Source organism: Chryseobacterium sp. JK1 (assembly GCF_050632815.1).
Classification (GTDB): Bacteria; Bacteroidota; Bacteroidia; order Flavobacteriales; family Weeksellaceae; genus Chryseobacterium.
This window is the reverse complement of record NZ_JBODRU010000001.1, coordinates 2,324,653-2,338,741: the sequence shown is the minus strand read 5'-3', so window position 1 is coordinate 2,338,741 and position 14,089 is coordinate 2,324,653. Positions and strand designations below refer to the sequence as shown.

The window sequence follows — 14,089 nt, the reverse complement described above, 5'->3', positions numbered from 1 at the left end:
ATGATAAAGTTCCTGTTTTCATTGCTGCTATGCTTGTTAATGAGTCTTAGTCTCAATGCACAAACCAAAACCAATCCAAACGAAGAATATATCGACAATCAGCTGGAAAAGCTAAGGTTTGATGCTAAAATTTCGGATACTGAAAAAGAAAAGGCTTTATTCGGTTTGAAATCGGAATCTGAAAAAATCGGATATCCATGGGGAATTCTGAAAAGCGGACGCCGAATTATTGAAATATATGAAAAGCAAAACAAAAATAAAGAAGTGATTAAACTTGCTACAGAGCTTGAAAAAATTGATGCAGGACCTGAAGCCAACAGAAGCATGGCCAACCTTTATCGTTCAAAAGCTCTGGCTCTAGGATATGTAGGACTGGATGAGGCGAGTTTAAAAGATTTTAAAAAAGCCGTTTCCTATGCTCAAAAGATTACAGGTTCTGATATTAGAAATTACACCTTGGCGCTTTCTTACAGCAATATGACTATTTATTTTTTGAATAAAAGGTTGGAAAATCCTACCTATAAGGACTCAATTATTGCATATTGTAAAAAAAGTATTGAGGCTGCGGAACTTATTCATGGGAGTGGTAAAGAAATCGATCTGGAAAAAAAATATGACATAATTTCATATAATTATACAAGACTGGGGATTACGGATTTGGAAGAAGCGAATAAACCTGGAAAATTGCAGACTGCTGAAAAGTATCTGACCCAAAGCTTAAATATTGCCAATAAATACAATCTGGAAGCCGATGATAAAGTGTTGTTGTTGAATCAATTAAGTTGGCTGTATCTGGAAAAGAAAGAATATCAGAAAACGATAGAATACGCAAATCTGTCCAGAGATCTTGAAAGAAAATTTCCTAATCCTACCAATAGGGTAGAATCTTTTGAATTCTTAGCTTCTGCCTATACCGAAATGGGAGACTCAAAGAATGCAAAACTCTATATGAATCAATATACCCGCTTAAAAGACAGCATACGGATTACAGAAAAAAATAATACGGACTATTCTTCCAATATCTTACTGCAGGATTCTAAAAAAACTCAGGAAAAAACGTCTTCAATCAAAATAGTTATTATTTCAGTTCTGTCTCTTCTGGCTTTACTTTTGGTTACTTTTTACTGGAGAAGAAAAAATAAAATTGCCCATAAAAAATATGAAGACCTGATTGCCAGGATTAATCGTGAAAAGCAATTAACTTATGAAGAAGCGGCGCAGGAATCGTCTGATAAAGTTAGTAAATCAAATACATCAGTTGCCATCACCGACGAAACAGCAAAATCATTATTGACCAAGCTTAAAAAGTTTGAAAACTCAGAAAAATACCTAAGAAAAGATCTGAGTCTCACCTGGATGGCCAATCACCTTGCCACCAATACAAAATACCTTTCAGAGGTTATCAAAGTACAGCGGAATCATAACTTCACGAATTATATTAATGAACTTCGCATCAATTATATCATTAAAAAACTCTATGAGAACCCCATTTATAGAGAGTACAAAATTACCTATCTCGCAGAAGAGTGTGGGTATGTTACGCCAAGGGTTTTTGTAAATGCTTTTAAGCAGCAGACCGGTTTTACCCCTTCTTATTTTGTTGAGCAGTTGAAAGCTTCTGCTCAAGAGCCAGCATATTCTTAAAAATGGTCATTTAGTATACAATATAATTGTCAAAACGAATGGCAGGATTAATTCTGTAGAAAAAGAAGCTATAGTAGTTTATCTAAGAAAAAGGAATAAGATTATTCATAAAAAAATAGGAAGATCTGATCGTTAAATTTCTTCAAAAAACGACTGATAATAGGAGCTTAGAAGCAATTGCTTTTGTCAGGTTTTAGTTTTGTGTCAGGAAATCAGTGGAATATAAATTTTATTTTCTATACCTTTGCACCCGAAAACTAATATCTATACAATTAAAATTACAACATGCAATCTAAATTGCCATTCCATTTTGATATGGAAACTGCGGATCCCGATGATCCGATGACCCTTGCTATTCTCGCTACTCATCCCAAAGTTAATCTCATAAGTGTTTCTGTACATCCTGGAGGAACAGACCAAATTGGTTTTGTACGCCATGTTTTAAGAATTCTTGGCCGGGAAGATATACGCATTGGAGCCGGAACACCCAAATCTACCGCCAGTCGCGTTTCTGGCTTTTACCGTGAGTGGGTAGGCCGTTTTGAACATTCAGAGGCTGATGATACTGCGGCAAATATTATGGCTGAAACACTTCGTAAGTTTCCAGACTGTACTTTGCTAACAGGCGCGGCACTTACCAATCCTTATGCTTTATTCGAAACCGGAATTTTCTTTGACCGCTGGTTCTGCCAGGGAGGTTTTGCAGGAGATAATATCGTTCCGAAAGAGTATCGTTTGGAGAAATTTGACGGAAAGCGTACGTGTGCAACCTTTAACCTCAACGGTAATCCATTGGCTGCTGAAGCTTTGTTTTCAATTCCGATGACGGAAAGAAGGATGATCAGTAAAAATGTATGCCATGGAGCTGTTTTTACCAAGGAAGACGCAGAACTTCTGATCCCATACCGTGATCATAATAAAGGTCTTAAACTATTTCTGAAGGCAGTAGAACTGAAAGAAAAAGCACTTCATGACACGGTGGCCGCTTTATTGGCTATTGATCCTTCAAAAGCCCTTTGGGAAGAAGTGATCCCGTATAGAACACGAGGAGAATGGGGTTGTGTGGAAGCAAAAGAACACCCGGAAAAACCATCTTCCCTCATCACAACTTATATTCCGGATTTAAAGGATCTTTGGATGGTTATTAAACCTTAGAAGCACAAAGAATAATAAGCTCTGATCCTTATATAATCACAATAAAACAATGAACAAAGACCAAGAAATCATAAGTATCCTGGAAAATAAAGATGTTGAAGCTTTAAAAGAGTGGATTGATAAAGGAGGAGATGCAGCAATGATCCTTGGAAAGGCTGATGATTATTATCGGGAAAGTTTGATACAATATGCTTTGGATGAGATAGAAGATGACGAGGAGACCTATATAGAAATCATAGAAATTTTAATAGAAAACGGTGCAGATGTTAATTATACCCATGAAGCATACAATGCACCTGTTTTCACGGCCATCTCTTTTAATAATCCGAAAATACTAAAGTTGCTTTTGGACCATGGAGCTCATGTCAACCTGATTGGAGAAGAGCGCGAAACACCTTTAATAAAAGTTGCTTTAGATGGAAATATTGAATTGATAAGGTTATTATTGCCCTATTCCAGTGAAGAATTTATTAATAAATCGGGATCTCATCAGGCCAAAACACCTTTAGGCCTGGCTTTTCATTTTTATTATCAGAATTTAGAAATGATAGAATTATTACTGCAGTACAAAGCAGATCCTTTTGTAAATGACGGAGAAGGTTATTTAACCATCGAAAATATCCGGAAAGGGATTGATGAAAATCTGAAAAAAAAGATTCTTGATTTGGTAGATCAGTATACAGCGAAATAAAATGGTATTATTGCTTTTGCTACAAAACCTTGAATAATAACCCTATGAAACATACGATTTCTTATCATCTTGAGGAAAACCGTTTTATACTCTACATTGATATAACCAATACCTGTGATAAAGAACGGTCTTTTTACTTTTATAATGACAGCGGTGCATTGGCCAGAAACGGAATCATGCTTTTCAATACCAAAGAGGAGGAAATACATGCCTACGAAAGGATTTTTATCTCTCCCGTGTACAATGGTGAAAAAACGAATGTCAATATTCTGGCTCCCCGCAATACCCAACGATTTGAACTTCCGGCTAAGATCTTTGAGGAAGATGGAGAATTGATTTTAGCCTTTAAGGGAATCTCATTCAGAATTTCAGGAGTTGAAAAGTTTTATATTACCTTTAGTTTTTCAGGAATCACCTCCAATAGATTGGAAGTAACAGTATGAGGGGAAGAAAATAATGGCAAACTTTTAATCAAATGAATACAGAAATAGAGTGCTTGTTGTATTACTATCAAGAAGATGGAAATGAAGGATATGATCTGAGTGAAGTACAGCTTTTAGAAATAAAAGATCCCGATAGAGCCGAAAAGCTGAAAGATCTTCTGCTGCATGATAATCGGTACATTGCCTATCAGGCAATGCTTATTCTCCTTGCCTGGGCCATTCCGGAAGGATTTGAATTCCTTAACAGGTTCATCAACGAAAAATGGGAACAGAGAGAAGAATTTGAGCCTCATAGACTTTATGGAGAAGATAATGTATATGATGTGGTTGCTGATGCGTTGTATATTTCAACCTTTAATGGAAAAAACGAAGAAGAATTATATCCTTATATCAAACAGTTTTTACATCTGTATGGCACCCGTTTTTTTGAGTCTGACTTAAAGAATCTGCTGTTGAAGAAAGACTTCAGCCCCCTTGTACAAGAAATAGAACAGGCGATGCAGGAAGCTTTACAGCATCACAAATATTATCAGGCCAGCCAGCTGTTTCCGGTGCTTGTTCATTATGATAAGAGTAATTTCAATGAATATAAGGAGATCTTCAACTCTTTAATAAATCTGGATAATAGGGTTGCGTACAATATAGAAGAATCGGAGAAAATTAAAAGTTTTATGAAATAAATATGAGCAATTTTGACGAAACATTTATACTTCTGAAAGAAGAAAAGGAACCTTTGCCCTTCATAGTAAACCTCAATGAAAAATTGAAAACGATACAGGTTGTACTTCAAAAAAGTGATTATGAATTGGTTGCATTTAATGATACCCGCGATGAGGAAGAAAAAGAATCAATTTGGTTGGATGAATCCATGACCGATGAAGATGTTATAGATTTGGTCTGCTCTTGGAAAGGCTTGGGGATGCTTACTTACAGGCACCCTGATTTTCTGCTTGATTTTGGAGTTGCTTTCATGACATGGGATGATGAACATATTCAGGGCGTTATGATCTCTTTTGCTGAAAGAGATACGGCATTTGAAAGGGAAGTAAAACATAGAGAACTGATTGTTAAAATCTCTCAGTTTCTGGAGTATGAATACGTGGTTGGTGACGTTGGCAATACTTCCAGAAGCTACATAAGTATGGAAGAAAGCTTAGACAAGATCAAAGAACACATTTTGAATAGCTCTTTTACAATTGACAGCAGAGTTTGGTAAATTGATAGAATAGAAGAAATAAGACAAATTAATGTAAATAAATATGGGGTATTTTTCAACAGAAACAATTTTTGTTATAGAAAAAACACGATCCGAAGATATTGTGAATATCGTAAATGAAGTGATGTTGGAAAATAACCTTACCATTAGCTATCGTTATAATACGTTCTACTTTGAAGATACAGATCCTCACAGCGATGTGGATGACTCAAGAAAAATAGAGCCGGAGACACCGGAAGAGGCGCAACAGGCATGGGAAGAATTTAAAAAACATCCTACGGGCGGGTATTACGAATACGAGATGCATTGGGGATATGACGAAAAAGGATATGAACTTGGATATACTTTGTTAGTCGCTTTTCTATCATTTGATCAAAAGAATATAGAAGCCGTTATTTTTGATGTCAATGAAAAGGTATTTGAAATGGCACACGAAAAAGAACTGAAAAAAGTGTTTGCAGAAATCAATAAACGGACAGATATAATCATGGCTACACAGGCAACAGATTATTATACAGCAGACTACCATGGACTTGATGTCATCGCAGAAATCCTTTCCGGAAATATCAATACCAAGTTTGAGTACAAGTTTGCCGAACAGTAGTGGCCAAAGCTTCAGCCAATCATTAATCTATTCTTTGGACATTTCCTTTAATGGTAATATATTCTCCGATTTGATGGAAGTAAAATGCCTCTCTTATAATCCAATAGTGAATATTGTTGTGCTTACTAAGATATTCCTTGAAGATTTGCGAGATGAAGAATGTGTTCATAAAGCCTGTTTTTTCGGTCATATTAATCTTAGTATCCATCAGTATTTCTTCATAAGAAGGATATTCGGTAAGGGTTTCAAACAATTCTAAAGCAAAATTTTCACCTGTTTTTTCATCGTCTTCTACCAGTTCGTGTCGTAATTCTTCATATTTCGGTTTCATTTTTTTATTGAAATCTTGGATGAGAATTCTGATTTCAAACTGACTGATTTCTTTTCCCTCTACATATTTCCCAAAGTAATATTCATGGTAACTGATATGATGAAAGTCGGTTTCCTGTTCATTGATCAATAATTGCATAGCGAATAATTCTTTAGTCAGTATAAGGTATTTACACCTGTATATTCATTTTTTATGTTGAGTAATGCCAAATGCCTTCTAAAAACAACAGATATCTTCCGGGTTGATATTCTCCATAAGAAAATAGATAGATCATATCATCGCTTTTGAAATAGTAGACTTCCAACCCATTTTCAGAAGTATATTTTTCAATAAAACGATTGCTTAGGCTGAACTTACTTCCTTCAACCATACTTTCAAAACTTTCACCATCGATTTCTTTCTTTAAATTCCTCAACGGATTGTTGTAGAATTCAGCCAATGAAATCCTTTGATTTTCGATTTCGAAAATGGTAGGTAAACATTCTTCTTCTCCATCGAATAACTTTTGCCTGCTGATTTCAATTTTTTTAACCATACTTAATGAACTTACACACGGATGTGTTCATTGTGTCGTAGAATTTTCCTCTCCGGAATTTCTCTGAATTTCATGAGTGTTCGACCTTTCTATAGCATTTTGATTTGCCGGAGCTGCGTTTTCCTTTTTTTGAGCGTTCATGTGGACTCCTGATAAAATCAGCCACGCAGTGAATCCAATTAATTTAGGGTGTTTCATGGTATTTTTGTACAATGTAAAAAAAATTATTAATGAAAAAAAAGAGGTTTGAAATTTTTCAATGTTTTTATTGTATTTTCGGTAAAAAGAAGAGTTTCTTATTGGGTAATAATGACAATACCTGAGCTATCAGGAAATTTTAAAATATGATTAATAAGATTATCGAAGTAGACCAACTTATGGAGGCTATAGCTTCAAAATACAGAGTTGAGACTTTAAATCATAAAAAAATAGACCATCTCTGGGAAGAAGAAACACTGGGAATTATGAAAGAAGCAGCATTTATAAAAGATGCTGCCTATTTCTATTTTTTAAGTGAATATGGAGGCTGTAATATTTATGGAGATAGTTTTGATGTGGGGATTTTTGGGTTTGATGATTGGCTGAATCCCAGCCTTCTTACCTCTCCATTGCTTAACGATTCCGGAATCTATATACTGGCAGATCTTATGTATGAGCATTATGATGAACCTGTTTTTTATGGCTATCATGCCACAGAAGAAAATGAAAACTCTATATGGTTTTCTGAAGATCTGGAATTTGGATATCAACCTGCTTGTAAAAACTTTGTAGACTTTTTAAAATATATTATAACCATTGAAAATGAATCGTAATAGTATAAAAGGGCTTCTGTATCAGGATGATTTCTTGAGTATTGAAGAAGAAAAATTAATTCTGTCAGAAATAGATAATGCCGTATGGGATGCAAGTCTTAAACGCAGGGTTCAGCATTATGGATACATTTATGATTACAAGAAAAAAAATATCAATCAGGAGTTGGAAATAGGACAGTTACCTGACTGGCTTCTTTCATTGGAAAATAAGATCAAAATACACTTTAATCTTAAAAACTCCTTTGATCAGGTTATTATTAATGAATATGAACCGGGACAAGGAATATCAAATCATATAGACTGTGTACCTTGTTTTGAAGAAACTATTATTTCCATAAGCTTACTATCTCCTTGCATAATGCAATTTTCAAAAGACCAACAGAAGAATGAAATACTCTTACAATCCAGAAGCATTTTGCTATTAAGTGATGAAGCAAGGTACAGTTGGAAACACGGTATAAAAGCCGTGAAAAATGACAAATGGCAGAATACTGTCATTCCCCGGGAAAGACGGATATCTATTACTTTCAGAAAAATAATGAAATGAAAATAAAGGTACTGAAGCATGAGGAATTTGAGAGAGCAGGGTCGTAGGTTTTATTATTTTAAATTTCTCAAATATTCAAAATTTTCCAAATCTTCGGTATATCCCACTTTTAGTAAATCATCTTTGATACTTTTTAGAAGCTTATTCCACTCACTGATAAAATGATCGAAACCGATTTCAATATCTAAATCTAATTGTCGTATCTCTTTCATATCCAAATAATCATCGTTGCGTTTTATTGCCACTTCAAAAAACTGAGGATGGATTGTAATCACGTTCTTTTCAACCCGGAAATGCCAGTATGCTGTAAACCCACTACATAAAAAACTGATTGTGAATTGGGGATTTCCTGCTTGGAGCTCATCTAATAGGTAAATAAGATCATTGTAAATATCGCTGATGGTTCCTCTTTTATCCAATTCTATTTGATAACCTTTCCACTGAATAAATACGTCATTTTCATAGTAAGGATGAATGGTCCATATGGCTTCACCAACAGAGGTGTCTTCTGTATCTATTTTTCCTAATTCTGTCGTGGTATTAAACTCTATCTTAAACATATATGATCGATATTTTATAATCTGATATCAATATCAAACTTTTTATTTTTTATATAGTCCAGGTTATATTCTAAACCTAATTCCACCCTAAATTCATCTTCACTATTACCAATACTTCCTACTGCTAATAAGGGATTGGTAAACTCAATGATCTTAAGAAGAACATTATTCTTAATGTGATCTCTATTGGTATAATTTTCTGCAGATAATTGATAGGAAATTTCCAGACCTTGTATATACACATCATCCCAAGAAATATAATTGATAAGGAAAGTGAATTCAATATTGATATGCCTATACGACAAAAGGCCCAAAGCCTTCCACGAACATAGCAAACTGATGATCTCTTCATCTGTATGGGATTCTTGTAGCGTAATAGGTTCTTTTTCTTCTTCATTTCGGCTATCATTAAAAATGATTCTTCCATAATCACTTTTTTGAAGCAAAATACCTACAGATTTCAAATTTTCATTTAGCTCCAGAATCATTGATGCTGAAGCTTTTTTTTCTTTTAATAGTAGGAGTGTACTGTTAAAAATTCCCATATTTTCCTTGTCTTAGTTTTGGTATTTATTATTCAGGTTTTTAATTTTTGATTCATTTATTGTAGGTTTCTTCTGAACTGATTGGGAGATATATTGGTCTTATTTTTAAATAGTTTGGCAAAGGATTGTGGATGTTCAAATCCTAACTCATAAGATATCTCACTAATTGTCATGTTGGTAGTTGATAATTTAATTTTAGCCGTTTCAATCAACTTATCATGAATGTGCTGTAAGGTTGTTTTCCCTGTAATTCCTTTGAGCATATCGCTGAGGTAATTTGTGGATACATTCAGTTTTTGCGAAACAGCTTTTACACTGGGAAGCTTCTCATTTTCTAATATGCTGTTGTTTATCCAATCATCCAGTAACCTATTTAATCTGTCGACCAGTTCGTTGGTTATCGTTTTTCTTGTCATAAACTGACGGTTATAAAATCTCTCTGCATAGTTTAGCAGTAATTCTACATAGCTGATAATAATTTTAGAGCTGCAATCATCCATAGAATGCGTGATTTCCCAGTCAATTTTTTGCATAATTTCATCAATAATCATTTCTTCCTCATCTGATAAATGTAATGCCTCATGAATGGAATAAGAAAAGAAACTCCGCTGCCTTATTGTACTTGCCAGCGGACTTTTTAGGATGAATTCCGGAGCAATCATAAGCCACCATCCTCTATGAGATACCTCGCCTTCATCATAAGTAAAGAACTGCCCAGACTCAAAAAAACTCATAGAACCTGCATCGAAATCATAAATCTGTTGTCCATATTTTAATCTTCCACCATGATAATCTTTTTTAAGCCAAAGCGAAAAGAAAGGCAAAATAAGGCTTTTAGGTACAGTGACAGGTATTTCTTTAATATCCTCAAATCTAACGAGACTGATTAAAGGAGCTTTGGGCTCAGGTAACTGCATCAGAGAATGAAATTCCTGAATAGATTGAATGTGGTATGGACTGATGCTTTTTTTCATGAAATCATCCGTTAATGAACATGGATAATGCGTCCATTAATAATTCCAAAGATAGACCTTTCATACGCTGCCACAACTTTAGACCCTTCTACCGGAATAAAGCCGGGAAAGTAAGGATGATAACTTTCGGACTCCTTTAGCACATTTGGACTAACGCAATTGATACGAATGCCTCTTGGCAGCTCGAAGCACAGCCCCTTTACAAAGCCTTCCACAGCCCCATTAATCATTGTGCCTATTGTTCCACCCGCAATAGGTTCTTCGGTTAATATGCCGGAAATCAGAGTGAACGAGCCCTTTTCTGAAATATATGGGAGAGCTGTTCTTACTGCATTAACCTGTCCCATAAGTTTGCTTCCAAGGGCAAATGCAAAATTTTCATCTGTCATTTGATCTATAGGTCCGTTAACCACATCTCCCGCCGTCATCACAACAGCATCAAAATTGCCACATTTTTTGAACAAAGCCTCCATACTGGATTTATTGGTGATGTCCATTGGATATTCTGCAGAACTTCGGGAGGCTTTAATAACTTCGTGTCCCTTTAATTCTAAAGATTTTACTAATAATTTACCGATAGTACCACTTGCGCCTATAACGATAATCTTTTTCTTTTCCATTTTTTTCTGGTTTAATGATGAATCAAAGTTCCTTAAAAGATATGAAAAAAAACGAAGCCATATTACTGAAATCATAAGCCATTTTTGTAACGGTAATCTGTTTTTAGTTCAAAAAAATGAGTAGGGAAGAAGGAAAATGCTTTTTTTAGACTGATCATTCGCTATGTCACAATAAACCTTCTCCTGCATTTTTGTAAATTATATTTGTATGTGTGCCCCAATCAAATATTGTATGCGTAAAATATATTAACCTCCAGAATTATTTAAAAGTAAACCGTGGGGATTCTCACAGGTAGTCAGTTCTCTATCAGGAAACGTACTTCATATAGCGGGTCAGGTGGTATGGAACTCTGATGGAGAATTATTAGAGAACACATTGGAAGGACAAATCATGGTATGCTTGCATAACGTCATCACGGTCACTAAAACCGCGGTTGGAACAGAAAATGATCTGCAACATCTGAGGATCTACGTTTGTCATTTAAAACCCAGTGATGCTGATCTGATCGCTAAATGTTTAAAAGAAGTTTTTGGAGAAGAAGAATCCACCTTCCTCAACATGGATAGGAGTACAGGCACTTGCACAACCTGAATATCTTGTAGAAATTGAAGCCGTGGCAATACTCCCACAATAATAGGATGGGCTTTTCGTGGAAATCTTAGAAATGTATAAAGAATTCCGTGAAATCGATAAATGAATTTTTACTGTTTGCCGGAAATTTGTCATAGAAATTGTAAGCAAATTTATTATGAAAAATACAGTATTTATCACCGGAGCATCATCGGGGTTGGGGAAAGCGTCCGCTATATTATTTCAACAGAAAGGATGGAATGTTATTGCCGCAATGCGTTCACCGGAAAACGAAAAAGAACTTAATCTTCTCGAAAACGTTGTATTGGTAAAGCTTGATGTAACCAATCGACAAGAAATTCAAGGGGCTGTAGAACAGGGATTAGAAAAATTTGAAACCATCGATGTTTTGCTAAATAGCGCAGGATACGGATTGATGGGCGTTTTCGAATCCTCAAATCCTGATCAGATTGAAAACCAGTTCGCTGTAAACGTCTTGGGGCTAATGAATGTCATCAAAGAAGTCTTACCCACAATGAGAAACCAGAGAAAAGGAATGATTATTAATATTTCTTCATTTGGAGGGATTACGGCGGGGCCATTTGCCAGCTTGTACAACAGCTCTAAATTTGCTGTAGAAGGATTTTCGGAGGCATTACATTTTGAGGTTTCTGCTTTTGGGATTGATGTGAAAATTATAGAACCGGGAAGTATTGCAACCGATTTCAGAAACAGCATAGAAATGATTCATAATACCATTGAAGATTACAATACTGAATTGGCTGCATTTATTCTGAAATTTACAAAACGAACGGAACATCTTCCCAAAGCGAGTGCCGAAGACGTAGCGGAAACCATCTTTAAAGCAGCTACAGATCAGCTTTCTCAATTAAGATACGTGATTGGAGAAGATGCACAATTTTACATCGATTTGAAGAATAAAAATTCTGAGGAAGATTTTCTGAGACTTATGAAGAGTTAATCTGTGAAAATTTCTAATTTTAGATAAAATCAGGAAAATGTCAGAAGCAATTATTTCCATAAAATCCATCGCAGACCTTCATCATTTTTATAAATGTGAAAGTCCGAAGCATCCCTTGATAACGGTGATTGATCTGAAAAATGTAAACCGTTTCGATGAAAATTTTGCCAATTATCTTTATAATCTTGAACTATACAGTATTATTTACAAAAGGTTTAAAGGAAAATTGATGTATGGACGCTCACATTATGATTTTCAGGAAGGTACATTAATGTTTACGGCACCCAATCAGGTGATGAGCCCAAGCGCTGATACGGAAATTGAGGAAGGTTGGTTTCTGGCGTTTCATCCGGATTTTATTCATGGTTCAGAATTAGGACGTAAAATTAAGAAATATACTTTCTTTCTGTACGAAAGCAATGAGGCGCTTCACGTTTCACAAGAAGAAAAAGACTTGCTGGATACCATCATTTTGAGAATTAAAAAAGAGTATTCTCAGAATATAGACCGACATACCCAGGGACTGATTTTGAATCAAATTGAAATGCTTCTCTATTATTGTGACCGCTTTTATGACCGCCAATTTTTTACAAGAGCAAAAGTAGGAAATGATTTCATCCAACGTTTCGAAGTCCTTTTAAATGACTATTTCAATGACGATGAACTGATTGAAAAGGGAATTCCGAATGTAAAATATTTTGCAGATAAGATGAATCTTTCTACCAATTACCTTTCAGATTTACTCAATAAATTTACGGGCAATACAACCATAGAACATATTCATTTCAAATTGATCGAAAAGGCAAAAAATATACTTCTTGGGACCACAAAATCCGTCAGTGAGATTGCTTATGAACTCGGATTCGAACATCCGTCTCACTTTACAAAAGTTTTTAAGAGAAAAGCTGGCCTTTCACCACTATCTTTTAGAAAACAATTTCCCGAGCAGAATTAATCCGGATATTTTTTGAGATCTGAATGTATCAAAAGCTAAGCATGTAAAACCAACTGCTCTCCAAAGCTAAAAAATCTTGAAGAGCAGTTCATTTTATAGTAAAATGGGTATGTTATTTTTTAGCATTGGAAAACCATTGTACCATATCATATCATGCATTGAAGTATATCATGGTAGGAAGTTGTAAAGATTACGCGCCTGCCTCTTCGTCAGTGAAAATCTGAACTCCTTCTTTTTTTTCTATAAGCTGAAGTGGATATAGTTCCGGATTGTATTCTCCGTTTAAAACTTCATTCAAAGCATGTTTTTTAGATGTGCCGAATGTGATAATCAAAATATTTTCAGCGTTATTGATGATAGGTTCTGTCAATGTAATTCTGAACATTTCCTGAGATTTCAAATAATAAGCGGCTACCCATTTTTCTTTTTCATGCAAAACTGCTTCTCCCGGAAATAAGGAAGCGGTATGACCATCATCGCCCATTCCCAAAAGGATAAAATCGAAAATACCCTGCTCACCTAATACATTTCTGAGCTGTGTTTCGTATTCTTTGGCATATTCTTCTGGCTCAATTCCGTCTTTATACATCGGGAAAACCTGATCTTTGTTTACAGGAACCTTGTCTAAAAGAGTATGTAAAGTCATTTTAAAATTACTCTTTTCATCATCAAGAGAAACCCATCTTTCATCTACCCAGAAAAAATATACTTTGCTCCAATCTATCTTACCTGCATATTCCGGAGTTGCCAATAGGCTGAAAATGACTTTAGGCGAAGAACCTCCACTCAAAGCAACGGTAAATTTGCCATGTTTTTGGATCGATTTTTCAGAAAGCTCAACAAATGTATCTGCTGCTTTTTTATATAAAGTATCCAGAGTATTAAATATTGTGATATCCATTTT

The 14,089-nt window shown here is 35.1% G+C and carries 19 protein-coding genes; 11 read left to right on the top strand and 8 right to left on the bottom strand.

The features are described 5' to 3' along the window. The 7 genes from ACQ76T_RS10670 to ACQ76T_RS10640 all read left to right on the top strand — a co-directional run bounded on the left by ACQ76T_RS10670 (position 1) and on the right by ACQ76T_RS10640 (position 5,753). Positions 1-1,644, top strand: a complete 1,644-nt coding sequence (locus tag ACQ76T_RS10670; protein ID WP_431343278.1) for a helix-turn-helix domain-containing protein — start codon at positions 1-3, stop codon at positions 1,642-1,644. 285 nt (positions 1,645-1,929) lie between these two features. Then, entirely contained in the window at positions 1,930-2,799 is an 870-nt protein-coding gene (locus ACQ76T_RS10665) for a nucleoside hydrolase (protein WP_431343277.1), read from the top strand. Positions 2,800-2,848: 49 nt separating this feature from the next. Then, on the top strand, positions 2,849-3,490 hold the full coding sequence (locus ACQ76T_RS10660; RefSeq protein WP_431343276.1) for an ankyrin repeat domain-containing protein: 642 nt from the start codon (positions 2,849-2,851) through the stop codon (positions 3,488-3,490). Positions 3,491-3,534: 44 nt separating this feature from the next. Beyond that, positions 3,535-3,933 carry a hypothetical protein gene (locus ACQ76T_RS10655; RefSeq protein WP_431343275.1) on the top strand — a complete coding sequence of 133 codons (399 nt, stop codon included), beginning with the start codon at positions 3,535-3,537 and terminating at the stop codon, positions 3,931-3,933. A gap of 32 nt (positions 3,934-3,965) precedes the next feature. Continuing rightward, positions 3,966-4,613 (top strand): hypothetical protein, encoded by a 648-nt coding sequence (locus ACQ76T_RS10650; protein ID WP_431343274.1) that lies wholly within the window; start codon positions 3,966-3,968, stop codon positions 4,611-4,613. 2 nt (positions 4,614-4,615) lie between these two features. Then, on the top strand, positions 4,616-5,149 hold the full coding sequence (locus ACQ76T_RS10645) for a hypothetical protein (protein ID WP_431343273.1): 534 nt from the start codon (positions 4,616-4,618) through the stop codon (positions 5,147-5,149). A gap of 43 nt (positions 5,150-5,192) precedes the next feature. Further along, positions 5,193-5,753: a hypothetical protein gene (locus ACQ76T_RS10640; RefSeq protein ID WP_431343272.1), complete on the top strand. Its 561-nt coding sequence runs from the start codon at positions 5,193-5,195 to the stop codon at positions 5,751-5,753. 22 nt (positions 5,754-5,775) lie between these two features. On the opposite strand, the gene ACQ76T_RS10635 is transcribed toward ACQ76T_RS10640, so the two are convergent. The 3 genes from ACQ76T_RS10635 to ACQ76T_RS10625 are packed head-to-tail and all read right to left on the bottom strand — an operon-like array spanning position 5,776 to position 6,817. Then, positions 5,776-6,222, bottom strand: a complete 447-nt coding sequence (locus ACQ76T_RS10635; RefSeq protein ID WP_431343271.1) for a hypothetical protein — start codon at positions 6,220-6,222, stop codon at positions 5,776-5,778. Between the two features lie 52 nt (positions 6,223-6,274). Then, a complete protein-coding gene (locus tag ACQ76T_RS10630; RefSeq protein ID WP_431343270.1) occupies positions 6,275-6,619 on the bottom strand; it encodes a hypothetical protein in 345 nt (114 codons plus the stop codon). A 27-nt stretch (positions 6,620-6,646) separates the two neighbouring features. Beyond that, positions 6,647-6,817: a hypothetical protein gene (locus ACQ76T_RS10625; RefSeq protein ID WP_431343269.1), complete on the bottom strand. Its 171-nt coding sequence runs from the start codon at positions 6,815-6,817 to the stop codon at positions 6,647-6,649. Positions 6,818-6,963: 146 nt separating this feature from the next. On the opposite strand from ACQ76T_RS10625, the gene ACQ76T_RS10620 reads away from it, so the two are divergent. Both ACQ76T_RS10620 and ACQ76T_RS10615 read left to right on the top strand, forming a co-directional pair. Further along, entirely contained in the window at positions 6,964-7,431 is a 468-nt protein-coding gene (locus ACQ76T_RS10620; RefSeq protein ID WP_431343268.1) for a hypothetical protein, read from the top strand. Beyond that, complete coding sequence (locus ACQ76T_RS10615; RefSeq protein WP_431343267.1) at positions 7,421-7,978, top strand: alpha-ketoglutarate-dependent dioxygenase AlkB; 558 nt, start codon at positions 7,421-7,423, stop codon at positions 7,976-7,978. Before ACQ76T_RS10620 ends, ACQ76T_RS10615 begins: the two co-directional genes overlap by 11 nt. A gap of 53 nt (positions 7,979-8,031) precedes the next feature. Here the strand turns inward: ACQ76T_RS10615 and ACQ76T_RS10610 are convergent, their stop codons facing one another. Genes ACQ76T_RS10610 through ACQ76T_RS10595 form a run of 4 tightly spaced genes read right to left on the bottom strand, consistent with a single transcriptional unit; the run spans position 8,032 to position 10,677 of the window. Further along, on the bottom strand, positions 8,032-8,538 hold the full coding sequence (locus tag ACQ76T_RS10610; RefSeq protein WP_431343266.1) for a hypothetical protein: 507 nt from the start codon (positions 8,536-8,538) through the stop codon (positions 8,032-8,034). A gap of 14 nt (positions 8,539-8,552) precedes the next feature. Next, positions 8,553-9,083 carry a hypothetical protein gene (locus tag ACQ76T_RS10605; protein ID WP_431343265.1) on the bottom strand — a complete coding sequence of 177 codons (531 nt, stop codon included), beginning with the start codon at positions 9,081-9,083 and terminating at the stop codon, positions 8,553-8,555. 56 nt (positions 9,084-9,139) lie between these two features. Continuing rightward, complete coding sequence (locus ACQ76T_RS10600; protein WP_431343264.1) at positions 9,140-10,057, bottom strand: helix-turn-helix domain-containing protein; 918 nt, start codon at positions 10,055-10,057, stop codon at positions 9,140-9,142. Between the two features lie 11 nt (positions 10,058-10,068). Then, a complete protein-coding gene (locus ACQ76T_RS10595; protein WP_431343263.1) occupies positions 10,069-10,677 on the bottom strand; it encodes a short chain dehydrogenase in 609 nt (202 codons plus the stop codon). Positions 10,678-11,426: 749 nt separating this feature from the next. Between ACQ76T_RS10595 and ACQ76T_RS10590 the strand changes: the two genes are divergently transcribed. After that, positions 11,427-12,230: an SDR family oxidoreductase gene (locus ACQ76T_RS10590; RefSeq protein ID WP_431343262.1), complete on the top strand. Its 804-nt coding sequence runs from the start codon at positions 11,427-11,429 to the stop codon at positions 12,228-12,230. A gap of 37 nt (positions 12,231-12,267) precedes the next feature. After that, positions 12,268-13,185, top strand: coding sequence for a helix-turn-helix domain-containing protein (locus tag ACQ76T_RS10585; protein ID WP_431343261.1), 918 nt, complete (start codon positions 12,268-12,270; stop codon positions 13,183-13,185). A 190-nt stretch (positions 13,186-13,375) separates the two neighbouring features. On the opposite strand, the gene pgl is transcribed toward ACQ76T_RS10585, so the two are convergent. After that, complete coding sequence (gene pgl, locus ACQ76T_RS10580) at positions 13,376-14,086, bottom strand: 6-phosphogluconolactonase (protein WP_431343260.1); 711 nt, start codon at positions 14,084-14,086, stop codon at positions 13,376-13,378. Positions 14,087-14,089: the final 3 nt, after the last annotated feature.

What these genes read in the sequence shown, in the direction of transcription:
- ACQ76T_RS10670 (WP_431343278.1), top strand. Translation starts at nt 1, where the DNA reads ATGATAAAGTTCCTGTTTTCATTGCTGCTATGCTTGTTAATGAGTCTT.
- ACQ76T_RS10665 (WP_431343277.1), top strand. Translation starts at nt 1,930, where the DNA reads ATGCAATCTAAATTGCCATTCCATTTTGATATGGAAACTGCGGATCCC.
- ACQ76T_RS10660 (WP_431343276.1), top strand. Translation starts at nt 2,849, where the DNA reads ATGAACAAAGACCAAGAAATCATAAGTATCCTGGAAAATAAAGATGTT.
- ACQ76T_RS10655 (WP_431343275.1), top strand. Translation starts at nt 3,535, where the DNA reads ATGAAACATACGATTTCTTATCATCTTGAGGAAAACCGTTTTATACTC.
- ACQ76T_RS10650 (WP_431343274.1), top strand. Translation starts at nt 3,966, where the DNA reads ATGAATACAGAAATAGAGTGCTTGTTGTATTACTATCAAGAAGATGGA.
- ACQ76T_RS10645 (WP_431343273.1), top strand. Translation starts at nt 4,616, where the DNA reads ATGAGCAATTTTGACGAAACATTTATACTTCTGAAAGAAGAAAAGGAA.
- ACQ76T_RS10640 (WP_431343272.1), top strand. Translation starts at nt 5,193, where the DNA reads ATGGGGTATTTTTCAACAGAAACAATTTTTGTTATAGAAAAAACACGA.
- ACQ76T_RS10635 (WP_431343271.1), bottom strand. Translation starts at nt 6,222, where the DNA reads ATGCAATTATTGATCAATGAACAGGAAACCGACTTTCATCATATCAGT.
- ACQ76T_RS10630 (WP_431343270.1), bottom strand. Translation starts at nt 6,619, where the DNA reads ATGGTTAAAAAAATTGAAATCAGCAGGCAAAAGTTATTCGATGGAGAA.
- ACQ76T_RS10625 (WP_431343269.1), bottom strand. Translation starts at nt 6,817, where the DNA reads ATGAAACACCCTAAATTAATTGGATTCACTGCGTGGCTGATTTTATCA.
- ACQ76T_RS10620 (WP_431343268.1), top strand. Translation starts at nt 6,964, where the DNA reads ATGATTAATAAGATTATCGAAGTAGACCAACTTATGGAGGCTATAGCT.
- ACQ76T_RS10615 (WP_431343267.1), top strand. Translation starts at nt 7,421, where the DNA reads ATGAATCGTAATAGTATAAAAGGGCTTCTGTATCAGGATGATTTCTTG.
- ACQ76T_RS10610 (WP_431343266.1), bottom strand. Translation starts at nt 8,538, where the DNA reads ATGTTTAAGATAGAGTTTAATACCACGACAGAATTAGGAAAAATAGAT.
- ACQ76T_RS10605 (WP_431343265.1), bottom strand. Translation starts at nt 9,083, where the DNA reads ATGGGAATTTTTAACAGTACACTCCTACTATTAAAAGAAAAAAAAGCT.
- ACQ76T_RS10600 (WP_431343264.1), bottom strand. Translation starts at nt 10,057, where the DNA reads ATGAAAAAAAGCATCAGTCCATACCACATTCAATCTATTCAGGAATTT.
- ACQ76T_RS10595 (WP_431343263.1), bottom strand. Translation starts at nt 10,677, where the DNA reads ATGGAAAAGAAAAAGATTATCGTTATAGGCGCAAGTGGTACTATCGGT.
- ACQ76T_RS10590 (WP_431343262.1), top strand. Translation starts at nt 11,427, where the DNA reads ATGAAAAATACAGTATTTATCACCGGAGCATCATCGGGGTTGGGGAAA.
- ACQ76T_RS10585 (WP_431343261.1), top strand. Translation starts at nt 12,268, where the DNA reads ATGTCAGAAGCAATTATTTCCATAAAATCCATCGCAGACCTTCATCAT.
- pgl (WP_431343260.1), bottom strand. Translation starts at nt 14,086, where the DNA reads ATGGATATCACAATATTTAATACTCTGGATACTTTATATAAAAAAGCA.